At 42.8% G+C, this 17,881-nt stretch carries 13 protein-coding genes, 1 tRNA gene and 1 other RNA gene; 6 read left to right on the forward strand and 9 right to left on the reverse strand.

Features of this window, described 5'->3' with window-relative positions:
- Nucleotides 1–87: 87 nt before the first annotated feature.
- On the reverse strand, nt 88–3,531 hold the full coding sequence (locus tag H7F15_RS05400; protein ID WP_185195918.1) for a pyruvate carboxylase: 3,444 nt from the start codon (nt 3,529–3,531) through the stop codon (nt 88–90).
- A gap of 319 nt (nt 3,532–3,850) precedes the next feature.
- On the opposite strand from H7F15_RS05400, the gene H7F15_RS05405 reads away from it, so the two are divergent.
- The 4 genes from H7F15_RS05405 (at nt 3,851) to H7F15_RS05420 (ending at nt 7,518) form a co-directional block, all read left to right on the forward strand.
- Nucleotides 3,851–4,759, forward strand: coding sequence for a DUF2279 domain-containing protein (locus H7F15_RS05405; protein ID WP_255481093.1), 909 nt, complete (start codon nt 3,851–3,853; stop codon nt 4,757–4,759).
- Nucleotides 4,760–4,839: 80 nt separating this feature from the next.
- On the forward strand, nt 4,840–5,793 hold the full coding sequence (locus H7F15_RS05410; RefSeq protein ID WP_185195919.1) for a DUF2027 domain-containing protein: 954 nt from the start codon (nt 4,840–4,842) through the stop codon (nt 5,791–5,793).
- A 171-nt stretch (nt 5,794–5,964) separates the two neighbouring features.
- Nucleotides 5,965–6,417: RNase P RNA component class A (gene rnpB, locus H7F15_RS05415), an RNA gene on the forward strand.
- A 108-nt stretch (nt 6,418–6,525) separates the two neighbouring features.
- Nucleotides 6,526–7,518: a hypothetical protein gene (locus tag H7F15_RS05420; RefSeq protein WP_255481094.1), complete on the forward strand. Its 993-nt coding sequence runs from the start codon at nt 6,526–6,528 to the stop codon at nt 7,516–7,518.
- Nucleotides 7,519–7,594: 76 nt separating this feature from the next.
- Here H7F15_RS05420 and H7F15_RS05425 read toward each other — a convergent pair whose 3' ends face one another.
- From H7F15_RS05425 to H7F15_RS05435, 3 genes are all read right to left on the reverse strand, one after another.
- Nucleotides 7,595–8,311, reverse strand: a complete 717-nt coding sequence (locus H7F15_RS05425; RefSeq protein WP_185195920.1) for an SIMPL domain-containing protein — start codon at nt 8,309–8,311, stop codon at nt 7,595–7,597.
- 151 nt (nt 8,312–8,462) lie between these two features.
- Entirely contained in the window at nt 8,463–8,783 is a 321-nt protein-coding gene (locus H7F15_RS05430; protein WP_185195921.1) for a hypothetical protein, read from the reverse strand.
- Between the two features lie 59 nt (nt 8,784–8,842).
- Nucleotides 8,843–9,115, reverse strand: a complete 273-nt coding sequence (locus H7F15_RS05435; protein ID WP_185195922.1) for a hypothetical protein — start codon at nt 9,113–9,115, stop codon at nt 8,843–8,845.
- A gap of 187 nt (nt 9,116–9,302) precedes the next feature.
- On the opposite strand from H7F15_RS05435, the gene H7F15_RS05440 reads away from it, so the two are divergent.
- Nucleotides 9,303–9,374, forward strand: a tRNA-Glu gene (locus H7F15_RS05440).
- A 254-nt stretch (nt 9,375–9,628) separates the two neighbouring features.
- On the forward strand, nt 9,629–10,855 hold the full coding sequence (locus H7F15_RS05445; RefSeq protein WP_185195923.1) for a site-specific integrase: 1,227 nt from the start codon (nt 9,629–9,631) through the stop codon (nt 10,853–10,855).
- Nucleotides 10,856–11,000: 145 nt separating this feature from the next.
- On the opposite strand, the gene H7F15_RS05450 is transcribed toward H7F15_RS05445, so the two are convergent.
- The 5 genes from H7F15_RS05450 to H7F15_RS05470 form a co-directional block, all read right to left on the reverse strand.
- Nucleotides 11,001–14,084, reverse strand: a complete 3,084-nt coding sequence (locus tag H7F15_RS05450; protein WP_185195924.1) for an AAA family ATPase — start codon at nt 14,082–14,084, stop codon at nt 11,001–11,003.
- Nucleotides 14,074–14,652, reverse strand: coding sequence for an ABC-three component system middle component 1 (locus H7F15_RS05455; RefSeq protein WP_185195925.1), 579 nt, complete (start codon nt 14,650–14,652; stop codon nt 14,074–14,076). The genes H7F15_RS05450 and H7F15_RS05455 overlap by 11 nt, the downstream gene beginning before the upstream one ends.
- Nucleotides 14,627–15,916 carry an ABC-three component system protein gene (locus tag H7F15_RS05460; RefSeq protein WP_185195926.1) on the reverse strand — a complete coding sequence of 430 codons (1,290 nt, stop codon included), beginning with the start codon at nt 15,914–15,916 and terminating at the stop codon, nt 14,627–14,629. The genes H7F15_RS05455 and H7F15_RS05460 overlap by 26 nt, the downstream gene beginning before the upstream one ends.
- 5 nt (nt 15,917–15,921) lie before the next feature.
- Nucleotides 15,922–16,989 carry a ComEC/Rec2 family competence protein gene (locus tag H7F15_RS05465; RefSeq protein ID WP_185195927.1) on the reverse strand — a complete coding sequence of 356 codons (1,068 nt, stop codon included), beginning with the start codon at nt 16,987–16,989 and terminating at the stop codon, nt 15,922–15,924.
- Between the two features lie 220 nt (nt 16,990–17,209).
- Nucleotides 17,210–17,698, reverse strand: a complete 489-nt coding sequence (locus H7F15_RS05470) for a RadC family protein (RefSeq protein WP_185195928.1) — start codon at nt 17,696–17,698, stop codon at nt 17,210–17,212.
- Between the last annotated feature and the right edge of the window lie 183 nt (nt 17,699–17,881).

The following is a 17,881-nucleotide window of genomic DNA, read 5'->3' on the forward strand; positions in this document are numbered from 1 at the left end:
TACTATAACCTATAGCCAGGTATCCTGCTAAAAAAGAGCTGCCCGATCACCGGGCAGCTCTTCAGATTTTTAACTATAAACTATAGTTTACGACAAGGTCAGCACCAGGTCATCTGTGTTAACCAATGAGCCTTCTGGCAGGTGTATCGCCGAGATCATGGTATCGGAAGTAGCAGTTATAGTTGTCTCCATTTTCATGGCTTCGATAATAAACAGCGGTGTATTCTTTTTTATCGGCTGTTCTTTTTCTACCAGTATTTTGGATAGCAACCCTTGCAGTGGCGCGCCAATTTGTTTCGGGTTGGCTTTGTCCACTTTCACGTGCTGCACTTTCTCTACTTTCACCGACTTGTCGCGCACGTCAATGTTTCGCGTCTGGCCGTTCAGTTTAAAGAACACGGTACGCTCGCCGTCTTCGTTCACGTGACCCAGCGACTGGTATTTGATAACGATGGATTTACCGCGGGCAATATCGATAATGGCTTCTTCGCCGGGCTGCATGCCATAGAAGAATAAGCGTGTCGGGATCTGGGCTACTTCGCCGTACTGCTCCAGGTGCTTGTGGTAGCCTTCGTACACTTTCGGGTACAGCTGGTAACTCAAGAAGTCGGTATACTTGGTCTGCTCTCCGAACTTTTTCTGGAATGCCGCAAATTCACCTTCCAGGTCTATCGGCTCCAGGTGCTCGTTTGGCCGTTCTGTAAACGGTTGCTCATCTTTCAGGATGATCTTCTGCAGCTTTTTCGGGAAGCCGCCTACCGGTTGCCCCAACTCGCCTTTAAAGAAAGACTGCACCGATTCTGGGAATGAGATCTCTTCGCCGCGCTCCAGCACATCCACTGTCGTCAGGTTGTTGGCTACTAAATACAAGGCCATATCCCCTACCACTTTTGAGCTTGGTGTTACTTTTACCAGGTCTCCGAACAGGGCATTTACATCGGCATAGGTTTCTTTTATAGTTTCCCATTTGTCGCCTAAGCCCAGCGCATTGGCCTGCGGACGAAGGTTAGAATACTGCCCTCCCGGAATTTCGTGGTGGAATACTTCGGCAGTGCCCGCTTTCAGACCAGACTCGAACGGATAGTAATACTCGCGCACCGTTTCCCAGTAATTGGAGTGGCGGTTCAGACTTTTCTGATCAAACTCGCGGTGGCGCTCCTGGAAACGCATAGCCTCTACCATACTGTTAAAGTTAGGCTGCGATGTTAAGCCCGACATAGACCCAAGTGCCACATCCACAATATCAACGCCGGCCTCAATCGCCTTTAAATAAGTAGCTGATTGTATCGAGGATGTATCGTGGGTGTGCAGATGGATCGGCAGTTTTACCGTATCACGCAGGGCTTCTACCAACAGTTTGGCAGCATACGGTTTCAGCAGGCCGGCCATGTCTTTTATAGCCAGAATGTGCGCACCGCTGTCTTCTATCTGCTTGGCCATTTGCAGGTAATACTCCAGCGTGTATTTCGTTTTGGATGGATCCAGAATATCACCGGTATAGCACATCGAAACCTCAGCCAGGCCACCGGTACGCTTGCGCACAAAGTCGATGCACGGTTCCATGCTTTTCATCCAGTTCAGCGAGTCAAAGATGCGGAACACATCCACACCCGTCTCCCACGATTTCTCTACAAACGATTCGATCAGGTTATCCGGATAGGCTTTGTAGCCCACACCGTTCGAGCCACGGATCAGCATCTGCAGCAGGATGTTCGGGATAGCTTTGCGGAGTTGGGCCAGTCTGTCCCACGGGTCTTCGTGCAGGAATCGCAGGCACACGTCAAACGTAGCACCTCCCCAAACTTCCATACTGAATGTCTGCGGATGATCTTTGGCAAAAGCCTCAGCCACTTTCATCATATCGAAGGTACGCATGCGCGTAGCCAGCAACGACTGGTGGGCATCCCGGAAAGTGGTATCAGTATAGTGTATCTGCGGATCGTTGCGGAGCCATTTCGAGAACTCATCCGGACCAAGTTGCGTCAACAAATCTTTAGTACCCGGCTGATATTCCTTGTTCAGGTTAAACCCGTGGTAATCCGGCTTCACCAGTACGCGGTCTTTGTCTACTTTCTTTACATCCGGATTGCCGTTAACTATAACTTCAGCCAGGTAGCCCAGCATTTTGGTAGCTCTGTCCTGCGGCTTCTTGAACACGAACAGTTCCGGATGATTCTTTACAAAATCTACCGTTGCATCACCGGAAATAAACACCGGGTGGTTAATGATATTCTGCAGGAATTGGATGTTGTGCTTTACCCCACGGATACGGAACTCGTCCAGCGTGCGCGACATTTTCATGGCGGCATGCTTCAGCGTTGGGGCCTGGGCCGATACTTTTACCAGCAGCGAATCAAAGAACGGGCTTACTTTGGCTCCCTGGTACACACTGCCCTGGTCGAGGCGAATACCAAAACCACCGGCGCTACGATACGCGATGATAGTACCATAGTCTGGTTTAAAATCCTGTTCCGGATCTTCGGTGGTGATGCGGCACTGGATAGCTACACCATTGGCTCTTACTTTATGTTCCGGGCCCAGCAGCACTTCTTCGTGGTCTAATCTATAACCGTCAGCAATAAAGATCTGCGTTTTGATCAGGTCGATGCCGGTGATCATTTCGGTCACGGTATGCTCTACCTGGATGCGCGGGTTAACTTCTATAAAGAAGATGTTGTTGGTATGCGGCTCTACCAGGAACTCCACCGTACCCACGTTATTATAGTTTACTGCCGAGCAGATGCGTATGGCATAGTCGTATAGTTTCTGGCGTGTCTCTTCGTTCAGGCTGATGGCCGGGGCTACTTCCACCACTTTCTGGAAACGGCGCTGCACAGAACAGTCGCGCTCGAACAGGTGGGTAATGTTGCCATAGTTGTCGGCCACGATCTGCACTTCAATGTGCTTCGGGTTCTCTACATACTTCTCCAGGAAAAGTGTGTCGTCGCCGAAGGCTTTCAGGGCTTCGTTCTTGGCTTCAAAAAAGCCTTTCTCCAGTTGTTCATCATCCCTGATCACGCGCATACCACGACCGCCACCGCCGGCAGCCGCTTTCAGCATCAGCGGGTAGCCAATGCGGTGCGCTTCTTCCAGGGCGATCTCGTATGTCTTCAGGTCCTGCTGGTTACTCTGGATGATCGGCACTTCACTGCTAAGGGCAACTTTTTTTGCGGCAATCTTATCACCCAAAGAAGCCATAACGCTCGGCTTCGGACCTATAAAAATGATCCCGTTATCGGCGCAGCGCTGTGAGAAATGCTGGTTCTCGGACAGGAAACCATACCCCGGGTGAATGGCATCCACTCCGTTTTCCTTAGCTATTTTAATGATCGCCTCGATGTCCAGGTAAGGTTGTAGTGGCTGGTTGTCTTTGCCAACTTGATAAGCTTCGTCGGCTTTGTAGCGGTGCAAGGAATAACGGTCTTCATAGGTATAAATGGCTACCGTTTTTATTCCTAATTCGGTGCAGGCACGCAACACACGTATGGCAATCTCGCCACGGTTGGCAACAAGTACTTTTTTTATGTTCATATAAGGTGAGGATGAATGTAAAAGTATTTACAGGTGTTTTGATGCTGCCCTTCCGGCAGCACGGTTTATTAATTAAACTAAACTGGTGATTTCTGAACCTGAAACGAACGCAAAGCACTTGTTACATGGCCCGTTCAGCACCCGTTAATACAGGATTTTTATAAATAAGGTTATAATTCAATTTGCACTATATTACGGAACTATAGCCGAACGCAACACTGACTTAAAACCAGATAGTTACAGGCAGATTATCGCTTTTATATTCAGGCTAAACTATAAATGGTACCCGATTTTGTACAGTGTTCCGTATCTTTGACCAATGCTGAAACAACTGGCTACTTTAATGCTGCTCCTTTGCCTGCTTCTGCAGCTTACCACTGCAAACGCCACAACTATAGCTACTCCAGACTCCGGGCAGGTTAACAGGCAGAAGTTGCTGGTGTTGGGTGCTGGCTTTTCGGTTGGCTATTCGGCGATGCTGGTTGGGCTGAACAAGGCCTGGTACCAGGAACAGGACCGGACAGCTTTCCATTTCTTTAACGACAATAGCCAATGGCGACAGGTAGACAAGGCCGGGCATTTCTGGGGTGCTTTTCACCAGAGCCGCGCAGGAATTGACATGTTGCGCTGGGCAGGCGTACCGGATAAAAAAGCTATAGTTTACGGTGGCCTGCTGGGCGTGGTATTGCAAACACCAGTCGAAGTTTTTGACGGCTACCAGAAAGATTATGGCGCATCGGTAGGTGATCTGGTTGCAAATACAGCGGGATCGGCGGCTATAGTTGCGCAGGAACTGGCGTGGCGCGAAGTAAGGATCATGCCGAAATATAGTTTCCATAGTACCCGCTATGCTGCAGAACGGCCGAATGTACTGGGCAAAAGTTTAGCTGAACAGGCACTGAAAGATTATAACGGACAAACCTACTGGCTATCGGTGAACGTTGGTGATTTTCTTCCGGAACAAAGCAGATACCCGAAATGGTTAAGTTTAGCAGTGGGCTACGGAGCCGAAGAAGTGGTTTATAATCATGAAGAAACAAACTATAGTTTAGGATTCGATGCTCACCGCCAGTATTACCTGAGCCCTGACTTAAACCTGCTGCACTTTAAAGGCCGGAGCAAATTTCTGAACACCGCTTTGTATGTGCTGAGCATCGTAAAAGTGCCAGCCCCAACACTGGAATACAACCGCAAGGATGGTTTCAGATTTCATGCGCTATACTTCTAAAGCTGTCGTATCTTTGCTATAGTTGGCAGCTATAGTTTATAGTTGCGATCAACAACAACCAATTAACGAATAACGAAACTATGAACGTAGGAGACCGTGTGCGACTGATGTCTGGTCGTGAGGAAGGCATAATTACCAGAATACTGGATAACAATATAGTTGAAGTTGCTATTGATAACGACTTTACCATACCGGTAGCACGTCGCGAGATAGTAGTAATTGCTGCAGAAGAAAGCAAATACATGCGCACTGATGATGTGATTGAAGCGCCAACCCGCAAACAGCCACCTGCACCAGTGCTGGCCGAAAAAGGAATTTACCTGGCCATGGTACACCAGTCGGAAGAATTGCTGGCAGCAACTATAGTTAACAACACCGATTACGATATACTTTTTACGACCGGCGAAGAACGTAACAACCAGTACCGCGGCCTGCAAAACGACAAACTGGCCCCAAAAGCAACACGAGTGGTTTCACATTATCACCTGAAGGATTTCGAAAAATGGCCGAGTCTTGTTGTTCAGTTTCTGCAACACAGAAACGGTGCTCCTGCTTTATTTGAGCCTGTTACCAAACGCGTGCAGTTCAGGGCAAACTCTTTTTATAAGTCCAAGAAAACCGCCCCGGTCATTAATAAAGAAGCTTACCTGTTCCAGTTAGATACCAAGCCTACAACTATAGATCCGGATAAGATAAAAGACCAGTTAGCGGAAACTCCTAAGCAGAAAGAAACCAACTATAAACTTCAGGCACCGGAGCACGAAATAGATCTGCACATCGAAAAGCTAACGGAAGACTATAGCACCATGAGCAACAGTGCTATGCTAAAGCTACAACTCGAGACTTTTCAGGATGCGTTGGATCGAGCCATGGCAGCCAACATGCATGAGATCGTGTTTATTCATGGGGCAGGAAACGGTATACTCCGCAAAGAGATCCAGAAAATACTCAGCCGCACGCCAGGCATCAAATTTTACGAAGATGCGAAAAAAGAAAAATTTGGCTACGGAGCCACGTTGGTAAGGATGAAGTAAGAAGTAAGAAGTAAGAAGTAAGAAGTAAGAAGTTAGAAGTTAGAAAGTGTAGAGACGCAATACTTTACGTCTTAAACTATAGTAGAGCCAACAATTTAACCATCAACCATTTAACAATCATCAACCAACAATCAACAATTAATCTTACCTTTGTAAACTATAAAAGAGAAAGCAGCAAGCCGTCTTATCGCTGCTCCCTTTGTGGAGGAGAGGAAAGTCCGGGCAACGCAGAGCATCCTGCTTCCTAACGGGAAGGGTCTGTTTTGGAGACGAAACAGATACAGCCAGTGCCACAGAAAATAACCGCCAGGCTAATGAATAATGGTTAATTAATAATGAATAATTAGTCATTAATCATTATTCACTAAAAATTAGTCTGGTAAGGGTGAAAAGGTGCGGTAAGAGCGCACCAGCGGCTGGGTGACCAGTCCGGCTGGGTAAACCTCAGGAGTTGAAAGACCAAATAGGCCGGCAGCGTCTCCGCTTCGGCGGGACTAAGGGCTGCTCGTCCGATGTCGGTGGGTAGGTCGATGGAGCCTGTGCGTGAGTGCAGGCCTGGATAAATGATAAGACGCACGCTTTCGGGCGTAGCGACAGAACCCGGCTTACAGGCTTGCTGCCACTCTTTTTTATAGTTTCACTTTCCTCCTTTTTCCCAAAACTATAGTTCGTACGGCCGGCTGGTATACCGCATTGTTTGTATCTTTGCAGCGCAATTTTCTGACACAAGCCATGCCTGAATTAAAACTATACGACCCGTTCACAACCATGCAGTTTACAGACGAACACTGCTTTTTGTGCGGCACAACTATAACTATACAACAACGCACTCCGGTTTTCGGAGAATGGATGCAGGACAAATACAACCTGCGCAACAAAGAACTGCTGATGCTGGATAAAAGCGTTACCACGTTCGGCCAACTCACCATCCCCTGCTGCGACAACTGCCACACCAACCATATTCTGCCATTAGAGAAGGAAATAGAAACTGCCGCTGAGAATGGTTATGAAGGCATCAGCTCTCTTGATCCGAAGCGCATTTTCCAGTGGATCGGAAAGATGTACTACGGCACACTGGTTACGGAACTGATAAAAGAAAAGGACCCGCTAATAATGCCGGAGAATCCGGTAAGTGAGAACCTGCAGATGCTGGGCAAGTTCAAGACCTTTTTACAGGTATTGCAGTCGTTGCGGGTGCCCATGGTGTTCTCCGATTTCCTGCCCTGTTCGATTTTTATTCTGCAGGTAGATCCCACTGAAGACGAACTGCCTTTTGAGTACCAGGACGAGCTGACAACGATGGCTTTCAGTATAAAGCTGGGGCCGGTGGTTATAGTTTGCAAACTGCTTGATAACGGAATTATCCGGAATGTACTGAGCAGGCTGTATAAACTTACCGAAGGGCGCCAGTTACACCCGATTCAGGTAGCAGAATTTAAAGCACGTGTGTTTTATGCCGCTTACATCTTTAATGTGGTTCCGGATTATTTCATCAGGCCAGGCAAGCCCGAAGATGAGCAGTTGGTGCTGGACAGTCTGATAGATGACATCACGAATGAAGTGTTTAATCCGTTTGAACCCTTGGCCTATGCGCACATGCTGGAGGAAATGTGGAAGCCCTGGAGTATCAGGGAAAAGGAAATTCTGGAGAAACCGCAACAACCGCTCACCTTCCTGACTGATGAAAACGGTGATTTAAAAACTATAAGCAGGTTTGAGAGATAACAATAAAGGCTTCCTGCTAACCAGGAAGCCTTTACTTTACATGGCTATAGTTGGCTCTTATGACGCGCCTTATAGTTTAGTTTTCGATCACGAAGCTGACACTGACGTTTGACGTAATAATAACTTCGCCGCCGGCTATAGTTGGTCCTTCTGCTCCGGCACTGTCCATTGTTTTCATCATGGCAGCTTCGGCATACATAGGTACAGGTCTTCCGCCATTGGTGCTTTCGTTAATGCTATAAACGTTTCCTACTTTTGCGCCCAGCTCACCTGTAAGGGCTGTCGCTTTTTGTTTGGCATCCTGCACCGCCTTTTTACGGGCTTCCGCTCTGTACTTCTCCACATCCGATACCTTAAACTGTACCCCTTCTACCCTATTTACGCCAGCTCCGTAAAGCCCCGACATCAGTTCATCAAACCTGTTAAGTTTGCGCACCAGTACGGTCATAGTTTTCTGAGCAGTATAGGCATCCGGCGTAGTTCTGCCGTACTCTCCGTTGCTGTAGATCGGGTAAATGCTCATGTAAGATGTCTGGATATCCTTCTCACTTACACCTTGTTTTTTAAGATAAGAAATGATAGCAGCGGCTTTTGCATCAGCTTGTTTCCGGGCCTGCTCCAACGTTTTCTCCCGCACTTCCACGCCCATCTGCAGCATTACCTGGTCGGGCTGCACGCGCACTTCACCTACGCCGTTCACATTTACCAAAGGGGGCAACACCTGTTGCTGTGCCTGTGCCTGCATTAGTCCTGCTGTTAATAGTACCAACAGCATAAAGATTGTCTTTTTCATGATCAGATAGTTTTAAATTGTACTTGGTTAGTATAGATAGTTTTTTACTATATAGGCTGATGTTATCAAATGTTATACCACAAATCTATAGTTCATAAAATAAAAAAGCCTTCACCGGGTAGGAGAAGGCTTCTGATTATTTCTGCTTCAGTTATTCCGAAGCGTATTCATATTCATCTTCCATGTTATAGCGGGCCAGCAGCACGGCGCCAATAGTAAGTGCTCCGGCCATCAGAATGAGTTGTGTGGTAGATAATTTGCGCGAGGCACGCACGATAATATTACCCACATCTTGCAGCAAATCTGGCAGCTTTTCATGATTACCCTGCAGCACATGCAGCGCCGATTCCACTGTTTTCGACATATCCTGAGGTTGCAGGATTTTCAGCACACTGTCTTCTGACTTGTTCTGTTTATTGCTGCTATTTTCTTTGCTGCTGTTATTCTGTTTTTCTTTTGATTCGTTTTCCATAGTTCTGTGTAGTTCTTCAGTGTTATTTTATAGTTATACGCACTAAGCGGGCACAACAGTTAGGCCGTTCTGCCGCCATATTCTTCCACCATCTGGGTCATACGTTGCACCAGGCTATTCTCGTTCACCATCATACTGGCCGGAAACCCAACACTCAGTTCGTTTATTTCCAGGCTCTGCTGATCGGGGTTATAGTTGTAGCGGGCTTTAACACCTTTTTCGTTTATGTTGCCTTCGTTGCCCTCCAGCGTTAAGCCTAATTGCTTAAGCTTATCTCGCAGCTGGTTAAACGCATCCGGGCTTACACTTGTAAAATGCACTTGCTTTGACATATGATTCTGTTCTTTTAAATACATTGTAAAACTACACTAACGCTACATTTTATCTATTGGTTAAGCCTTAAAACTATAGTTAAAGCTGAAAAATGAGTTTTATTCGCAAATTTTCTGATTTTTACTCGCCTGGGCTTTGCAATTTTAAAACACTCTCCTATCTTTGCACCCGCAATACAGCAAGAACGGTCCGTTCGTCTAGGGGTTAGGACTCCAGATTTTCATTCTGGCAACAGGGGTTCGATTCCCCTACGGACTACAAGTTATCAATCTAAAATCAGCAAAAAGCCTGCAAATCGAGTGTTTGCAGGCTTTTTGCATTTTGGGACCTACCGGATTATTCTTCTTTTCCCGATAAAAAGGAGCGCGATTCGGTGCGTCATTTTTGACTCTCTTTATTGACTCACCGAATCCGGCGTATCTTCTTGACGCACAGCATGTACAGACACTGTACATCTTGACTTTCGGCTGGCTGCAAGGCTAACTTTAATAACCTGTAAAGCCACATGAGCCATGAGCAAGCGCATCCGTATTATCTTTTACCTCAAAAAACCAAAGCACTACACAGCAGGCCCTGTTCCCATTTACCTGCGCATCACTGTTACCGGAAAAAGGGCTGAGATCTCCACCTCCAGGGAATGCGAGCCGCGCCGGTGGAATGCTGCTGCCGGGAGAGTTACCGGCACCCGCGAAACGGTACTTTCCCTGAACGCCTACCTGGACACGCTCCAGCAAAAAGTTTACGAATCCCACCGCCAGTTACTGGAACAGGGAAAAGAAGCCACTGCCAACCAGGTAAAGGCCGCTTATCTGGGCAAACAGGAAAAAGCCAGCACGCTCGTGGAAGTGCTGGAGAGGCACAACCAGCGGGTAGAATCCCTGCTAGACTCGGAATACTCCCCTTCCACCCTGAAAAGCTATAAAACATCTTTATACCACCTACAGCAATTCCTGTTAAGCAGGTACGGAGTAAAAGATGTGGACCTGAAAAAAGTGGACTACAGTTTTGTCTCCGACTATGACTTTTATCTGAGAGGTACCTGCGGCTGCTCCAACAACTCTACCCTCAAGTACATCAAGCTCCTGAAGAAAGTAATCAGCGAATGTCTGCACCAGGGCCTGCTTGAGAAAGATCCCTTCCTGCACTACAGAGGAAAGGTAAAGCAGCTGGAGCGGGTCTACCTGACAGAAGAAGAACTGGAGAAGATAGCTTCCAAGGAAATGGTCACCGATCGGCTCAGCCAGGTGAGGGACATCTTCCTGTTCTGCTGTCTGACAGGCCTTTCCTATGCAGACGTGCAGCAGCTCACCTGGGAGCATATCATCAAGGGAGTGGATGGAGAACAGTGGCTTTCTGTACACCGGCAGAAGACCGGCACCCCTACCCGCCTGCCCCTGTTGCCTGCCGCCTTACGTTTGCTTGAAATCTACCGGCAGCACCCGCAGTGCCTCTACCAGAACCGCCTGCTACCCGTGCTGAGCAACCAGAAGATGAACGCCTACCTAAAGGAGATCATGGACGTGTGCGGCATCTTAAAGACAGTCACTTTCCATACTGCCCGTCATACCTTTGCCACCACCGTTACACTTTTGAACGGGGTGCCCATGGAGAGCGTCTCGAAAATGCTCGGACATACATCCATCAAGACTACCCAGCACTATGCCAAGGTGCTGGATTTAAAGATCAGCCAGGACATGCAACTACTAAGAAGTAGATATACAGAACTAGTTAAAAGATGAAATTTAAACGGCCTAAAAAATTATTTTGCTTTGCAAAAAAGTTTAAAGCAGTAGCAAGGAGCTTATTGTTCCTTGCTACTGCTTTAAACTTACCTTATAATTAGAGCTTCCATATAAGGGTTAAAAAATCATCCTTAAAATTATCCTAATGGACCTTAACTTTTCCGAATGACTCTAACTCTAGAAACTTAGAAGGGAAAAACTCAGAAGGAATCTTTTTCTGAAGTAAGTGGTGAAAGTTATCATCATGAGTTGAAATTATTACTTGCTTTCCATAATTGTAAACAATACTTCTAAGCAAATCTATCAATGACAAAACATTTATACTATCCATAGATTGTACTGGGTCATCCATGAATATACAGTCAATTGGTGCACCTTTGTCATCAGTGGCATGTAAAGCTCTTGCCAAGAAAATGCTTAAGGAAAGTACATTTATCTGCGCTGAACTTAGGTATAGAATAGGAGCGTACTCTTCATTACCATTTTTCTCCTTAATTCTAATATATAGGCAGCCTTTATTTCCACTAAGATCTGGATGAAAACTTATTTCTTTATAATCAGGATGAGGGTCAATCCGCTGGTATATATCATTAATGAGTTTTTCCTGAAAAAAATCTTTTATATAGCTAACAAGTTTCTCGGAGACAACTCTTTTACATTCCTCTAAATCTTTAGCAACTTCTGTAAGTTGCCTAATTTTCTCATTAATATTTTTCAACTCAATTGTTAAAGCTGATGCTTCTAAGTAATGCTCAATATGAGTAGAGTAACCTTCTAGATTCTCGGCTGCAATAATGTGCTCATTCAATTGTTGGACTTTATTCTTATACTGTACCAGTTTACTCTCTAAGTGCTGTCCCAGTTTTTCTTTATCTACAAAGGAAATTCCATGTTTCCTAAGGGTTTGTTCATAAGTTTGAATATTTACTTGGCAGTCTAATATTTGGGACTTAAGTTCACTGATAGAAGTTTCCACTTCGAACTGCTTATACTTTGAGAGTTCATCCTCATACTCGTTAAACTTTGTGTTTAATTCTTTAAGAGTATTTTCTGTGAGCGTGATTCTTTCCTTAATCGAAGCTTTGTATGATTGGATGTTGACTTTTGTTACTCCGTTTAATTCACTATTCTTACTGGTATGATCTAATATCAGTTGAAAAACATCTTCATTTTCTAACTCTCTAATTTTTGAAGTAAGCAGTTCCACATTTAGGGCAAACTTTTCTATTTCTCCTAGGGTACTTATTCTTTTACCTTTCTCTTCTTCTAACATTACTGTTAGCTGATTTATTTTAAGCTCTAAATCTTTTTTAGCAATCCTAAGACTCTCATTTTTAAAAACAAAGCCTTTTTGAAAGTATTGAAATAAGTTGTTAAAATGGGGCTCTTGTGATTTCCATTCTTCAGCCGTAACTCTTTGGCGGTCACGTATTAAATCAATTGATTGAATAGCCCTATGTCTCGCGTTTTGTAAAGTTGTTTTTCTACCTGACAGGCTATTCTTTATAAGTTCATTTATCTTATCCTCTTCTATCTTAAGCTTAAATAGTCTACTCTGATATTCAGCTTCATCCTTAGCGAGAGAATCTTTGTCATTTGAAAGAGTGTTATTCCTTTCTATTGCCTGTAGAAGTTCATTTTTGTCCTTAAAATGATCATTTCCACAAAGGGGACATGATTTATCCTTTAATTCTTGAATAACTTGTCTACCAAAAGATAAGAGCTCTACAATATTTTTCTCTAATATGCTTAGCTGTTTCTTTTTCTGGGTGCAGCTTTCAAGTGAAATTTTGATAGCTTGTTGCTCTTGAATATTGCTTTCCAATCTGCTTAATTCAGGACTAACTAAGGCTACGACTCTCCTGTAATCTTTAAGGTTAGAATGATTAGAAGTTAGAGCTTTTTCGAAATGCTGTACTTCCAACAGCTCTTCGTCAATTCCTGATATTTCGTAGTTAATTAGTTGGATCTCCTCCTCACTAGCTTTCTCTGACTTCTCAATTTTTTCTTTGCTTTCGATAAGCTTTTGGTATTTACTAAACTGTGCTTCTAAGACTTCTAGCTCAGAAGCAACATTGGATAACTTCTCATTGTGCTGTTCCAACTGCATTTCAATAGTTGTGATTGTGCTTGAAATAGTTGGAATTTCATTTTTCTTTTCGTTTTGCTTTTTAAGTAGCTTCTGGTGTTGCTCTTTGAACTCGTCTTTTTTATCTGATAATATAAAATATTGAGGAAAAACATCGTTAATAGCTTGAAGCTGTTCCTGAAGTTTGTTTAGATGTAAACCCTCTCGTTCAAGTTTTACTTTTAGCTCATGAAGTTTCACGAATGCATGGAGAGTTGCATCAAGATTTTTTACATTCTCAGACAACTTTTTGAGTGTATAATGCTGGGAAAGGTGAGCAGGAAAATTATTAAATAAATCATTTAATCCTTCTAATTCAGCTAGTGCTGTTTCCTTGCTAAATGACAATGATTTCTTAAGTGTCTTAACTTCTTGAATAAATGAAGCTACACTACTTATAGAAAGATCAGGTAAGTTTTGATGATGTTTTCTAAGCTCAGCAATTAGGAAATTTACCTTCTCAATTACTTCTTCTTCAACAGTCCTACTCTTAAACCTTTTTTCTAATTCTTTAGCCCTGCCGTTTAAACTTTCAATATGGTTAGAGTTCTCCCGAAGCAGGGAAACAATGTTCTTAAAATACTTTTCTAACCTCTCATCCCCAAAATGTTTGGAAAATTGTTCGTATCGGCAATCTGGTTCTTCCGTTCTTAAGAATGCATTTATACCCTCTTGGGAAAGTATTACCCTTTGAAAAAATTCATTCCTAAGCTTACTTCTTTCCCCGGTAAAGTAATAGTCACTTTTTGTATTGCCATTAACTTGCACCGATTGATTGGTAAAAGGCTGGCCATCTAAAGGATGAATAGTAACCGTTGCATTAAGCTTGTCTGAGGCTTCTCTATTTTTAAGAACGAATTGACCTGATGCATTTTGTTTCTCAACTAGTCCCTCTTCTTCTAACCAATCAAGACGCTGTACCCTGTTCGTTATTCCCCATTCAATAGCATCATAAAAAGACGATTTTCCAAAACCATTAGGAGCATATATTGATACGAGATTTGCCACTTCCCCGCCTACTAGTGAAAAGTCGAAAGTCCCTTGTTCCTTATTTTTATAAGCCCTAAAAGCGTCAATTTCTATTTTCTTAATCTTCATAATTATACTTGGCTAAAAGATCTTTATAGGCGTTTTGTCTTGATATTTTGTCTAAACTTTTATCGCTTCTAGGATCAAGATTATATAAGTTGATAATAGGTGCTAACTTTTGTGGTAAAATTTTTTCGTGATTTCCGTCAGATTTATCAATATTGTTTAATCGCTTTAAATCAACATTGAAAATCTTGTTTGAAATTATATTCTCTATCTGATTTTCAAGTTCAGGCGCATCGTATGTATGAAAATTTTCTACCACAATTTTGCGACATGAAAATTTATCGTTTTCTACCTTATATTTCAGGTGTTTAGAAACCGGTTCATACACAAAGAAAAGTAGATACAAATTCCAACGTTCAAATTCTGAGGCTAACTCATCATCCAAAAAAACAGGTATAGAGCTATTGATCTTCTCCCAATTATCTTCCAACTCTCCAGAGTCACTCATACATACCGTAACTACATGGCTCTTAAAGGACTCACTCCAAAGAACTTCCCAGTGCAAGAAATAAAAAGGATATGTCTCACTTACTTTTTCTAGATGGCTACTTTTCAATTTTAATGCTCTCATATCCAAATGACTTCTTTAGAATCTGTACTATTTCCTGCTTTATTTCCTGGGGTGTGAGTTCTGTATCTGAAAATAGGCTATCACAGCTTTCAATTGTTCTCCTTAAATATTCTATGTGTATAAATATAAAATCATTATGAGGAACAATACCTTCTCCAATATTAAATTGTGTTCTATCAACCCTGCCAATATGTGTCTTAAGCTTATCTCCTGAGTATATGAAGACCCCTCTTTTATCCTCAGAATTGAAAATTATGTATGCCCCTGGTTTAAGATCCTTGATATTCTTCTTAAGTACATGTGCAAAAGAACCTGCCCAATATTCATCACCTGTATAAATGATTTTATGATTTTGACATAATGCTTCTACCACTTCTTGCGCCGTCGTAGCCTCATGCGGTGTAATAAATTGTTTATAGGTCATTAGCTCATAAACACCCTCCCAAAGCTCTTTCCGCTGAAGTAATTTATTATCAAGAGCAAGTATTAGAGCATCTTGAAACTTGTCTTTAACAAATAAGGGAGTAACATTATTATTAATCAATATTTCTGACTCGGCTCGAAATACACCTGTAACAGTTGGCTCCATTCTCATCTGTTCCCAATAATCAAGGTATGAGGTAAAATCAACCAAATGATAGGGTGTCAAGCCTGGTAAATCATTCGATTTAGCCAGGCTATCAAAAACATCTATACTCAGGCATTGAAGCCTACCTGATCCTGTTTTATTATCAACTAGCTCAAATTCAATTCCAATTAAGAAAGTAGGTATAGAATGGACCTCTGCGAAGACTCCACAACCAGACATACCGACAATTGACGCGCCTTCTGTTATAGATCCTATATGTCTTTCTTCTGGGCTAATCTCAAAAACTGATGATCTTATCCCATTTTGTCTAATTTTGTATTCTGCTCTCCATGTGTGTCCTTCCCTACAGTCTGGATAACCAAATAAGTGTACCTTATAATCTGGCATTGGCTCAAGTACCATTAAGTCAATGGACCACCCAGTAATCTTCTCAATAATTATGATAGCTGCATCCTCACTATCATCCAATAATATATCTAAGACAACATGTTTATGTCTTTCATTATTTCTATGTGAGATTATTTCAATATCTTCTTTATCTAGAACAGATTCATTATCGCTAAGTATGTTGTGTTTTGCGGTTAATACATAGGTAAATTCTTCGCATGCAGGTTGAAAGAGACATCCGGTTCCACCTATAACTTGTACAGTCAAGTCTCTGTAAATTTCATCCATTCTACTCATGATATTTCAAGCGGCCGCCCCTCCAAATAAACTGCTGTAAAAATATTTTTTGCGATTTCTTCCTCTGAAAAAATAGGTTTGAATATGTCGTAATTAAAGTATAGAGTAACTGGGGACTCTTGGTAATAAATTATTTTAGCAAATGTAGATTTGTTAGGCAATCCGTGTTTTGTTCCATCTGTGCTGCAGACATATTTACTACAACTAACCATCTGTAGCAAATCTTTGCAAATGTTCTTCTTGCTGCCGTGATGAGAGAGCTTAATTAATTCTAGCTTAAGCTTATTTGAAGGTGAGTATCCTAACTCCTTTAAGGCTTCTACTACAACAGTAGAATGTGCATCGCCAAGCATTAGTAGACTCAGTCCATTAATTTCTAAGAGCAAAGCAATGGAGCTTCCATTTGGTACAGAAGCATCTAGTTTAATCTTTTCACCCTCTTGTTCCAGCTGCCAGAATTGATCAAGTGTTTTATCATAATCCCTTGAAAAGCTTGTTTTTAAGCTTGGTTTCTCTTTCTCCCACTTCTCATTGAGCTTCCTGAGAGAGTTTTCATCAGGTGATATAACTTTAATTGTACAACAAGGGATGCTGGTGTCACAGTCACCTGTCATAGTAATGGTTTGCTTCCAATTCGAATTACTTTTTAGTTTCTCCTCTAAAGTAGTCCCTTGGCGTACACTAGTTTTGCCAGCCCCTGTAGGAAAAAGCTTAACAGATCTCTCAGGTTCAAGTGTAGTATTGAAATAATTAGATATAATATCCCCTGAGTTAAACCAAATTGATTTTATGATAGAAACATATTGTTCATTTTCGTAAAGACTTAAAATACCTCCTATGTGATCATCATCTATATGTGTGATTATTAGTAGATCAATGCTTTGACCTTTACTTTTTATTTTTTCTAAAGTTTCTCTTAATGTGCCTTGGAACACTTGTGTACCATAAGTCTCTGGGACACCTCCATCAATAATTATGTTTCTTGTTATCCCACCTAAATCTTCAAAAGATATCAAGATACTATCTCCATTGTAAGCTTTTAACACCTCCACATGTAAGGACATGGCTTAACTCATTTACTGGTTATTAATAAAACCTTAAATTACTCCTTTTAACCTAAAATTATAACAAGATATATTAATATTGTTTTTTAATAAATTTAAACACAGACTATAGCAGGTCATATAGTGCGCATTTTTGCATCAGCTCTTTTCATAGTATTATATTTTTTATATTATAATTAAAATAGAGTGTATCACCACTCATCTTATAAAGTAAGAAGGGCTACAAGAGCCCTTCGTCTGCTAAGGAGTAATAACTCTCACTCGTGAGGATGAGGTGATCCAACACGGCGATGTCGAGCACCTCCCCTGCATGCTTCATCTTCTTTGTTAATGCCAGATCGGCTGTACTGGGTTTGGTGTTACCGGATGGATGGTTGTGACACAGAACAATGGCCGAGGCGCAGGCTTTCAGAGCGGCCACGAAGACCAGCTTAGGATCGGCCACGGTGCCTGCTACCCCGCCGGTGGAGAGCTGGTAGATGCCCAGCACCCGGTTGGCCCTGTTCAGCAGCAGCACCTTGAACTGCTCGACAAACTCCAGCTTGCCTGTGTCCCAGGTCTCTTTCAGTATCCGATAGCTGTCAGCAGAACTTGTGACTTGTGGCCTTTCCGATGGCTTTACCTTCGAGCGGTAGGTAAGCTTTACTTCAGCTACTCTGCTCAGTAATGCTGCATTTACTTTTGCTGGTTTTTTAGCTGTCTTTTCCATAATCGTTGTTTTTTAGTGAAAGGAATGGATTATGGTGCCCCACCTGCCTTAGGGCCGGACTAAGGGCAAGACCGTATGTTTGAATTCCCGGGTGTTTACAGTGGCCTGGGAGAACAGCGCGTTCCTGTAAAAGGGTATAAATAGTATTTACCTTTTAACAACAGGAAACATGGAGCAAAGTAA

This window comes from Pontibacter sp. Tf4 (assembly GCF_014212495.1).
In the GTDB taxonomy this organism is placed as follows: domain Bacteria; phylum Bacteroidota; class Bacteroidia; order Cytophagales; family Hymenobacteraceae; genus Pontibacter.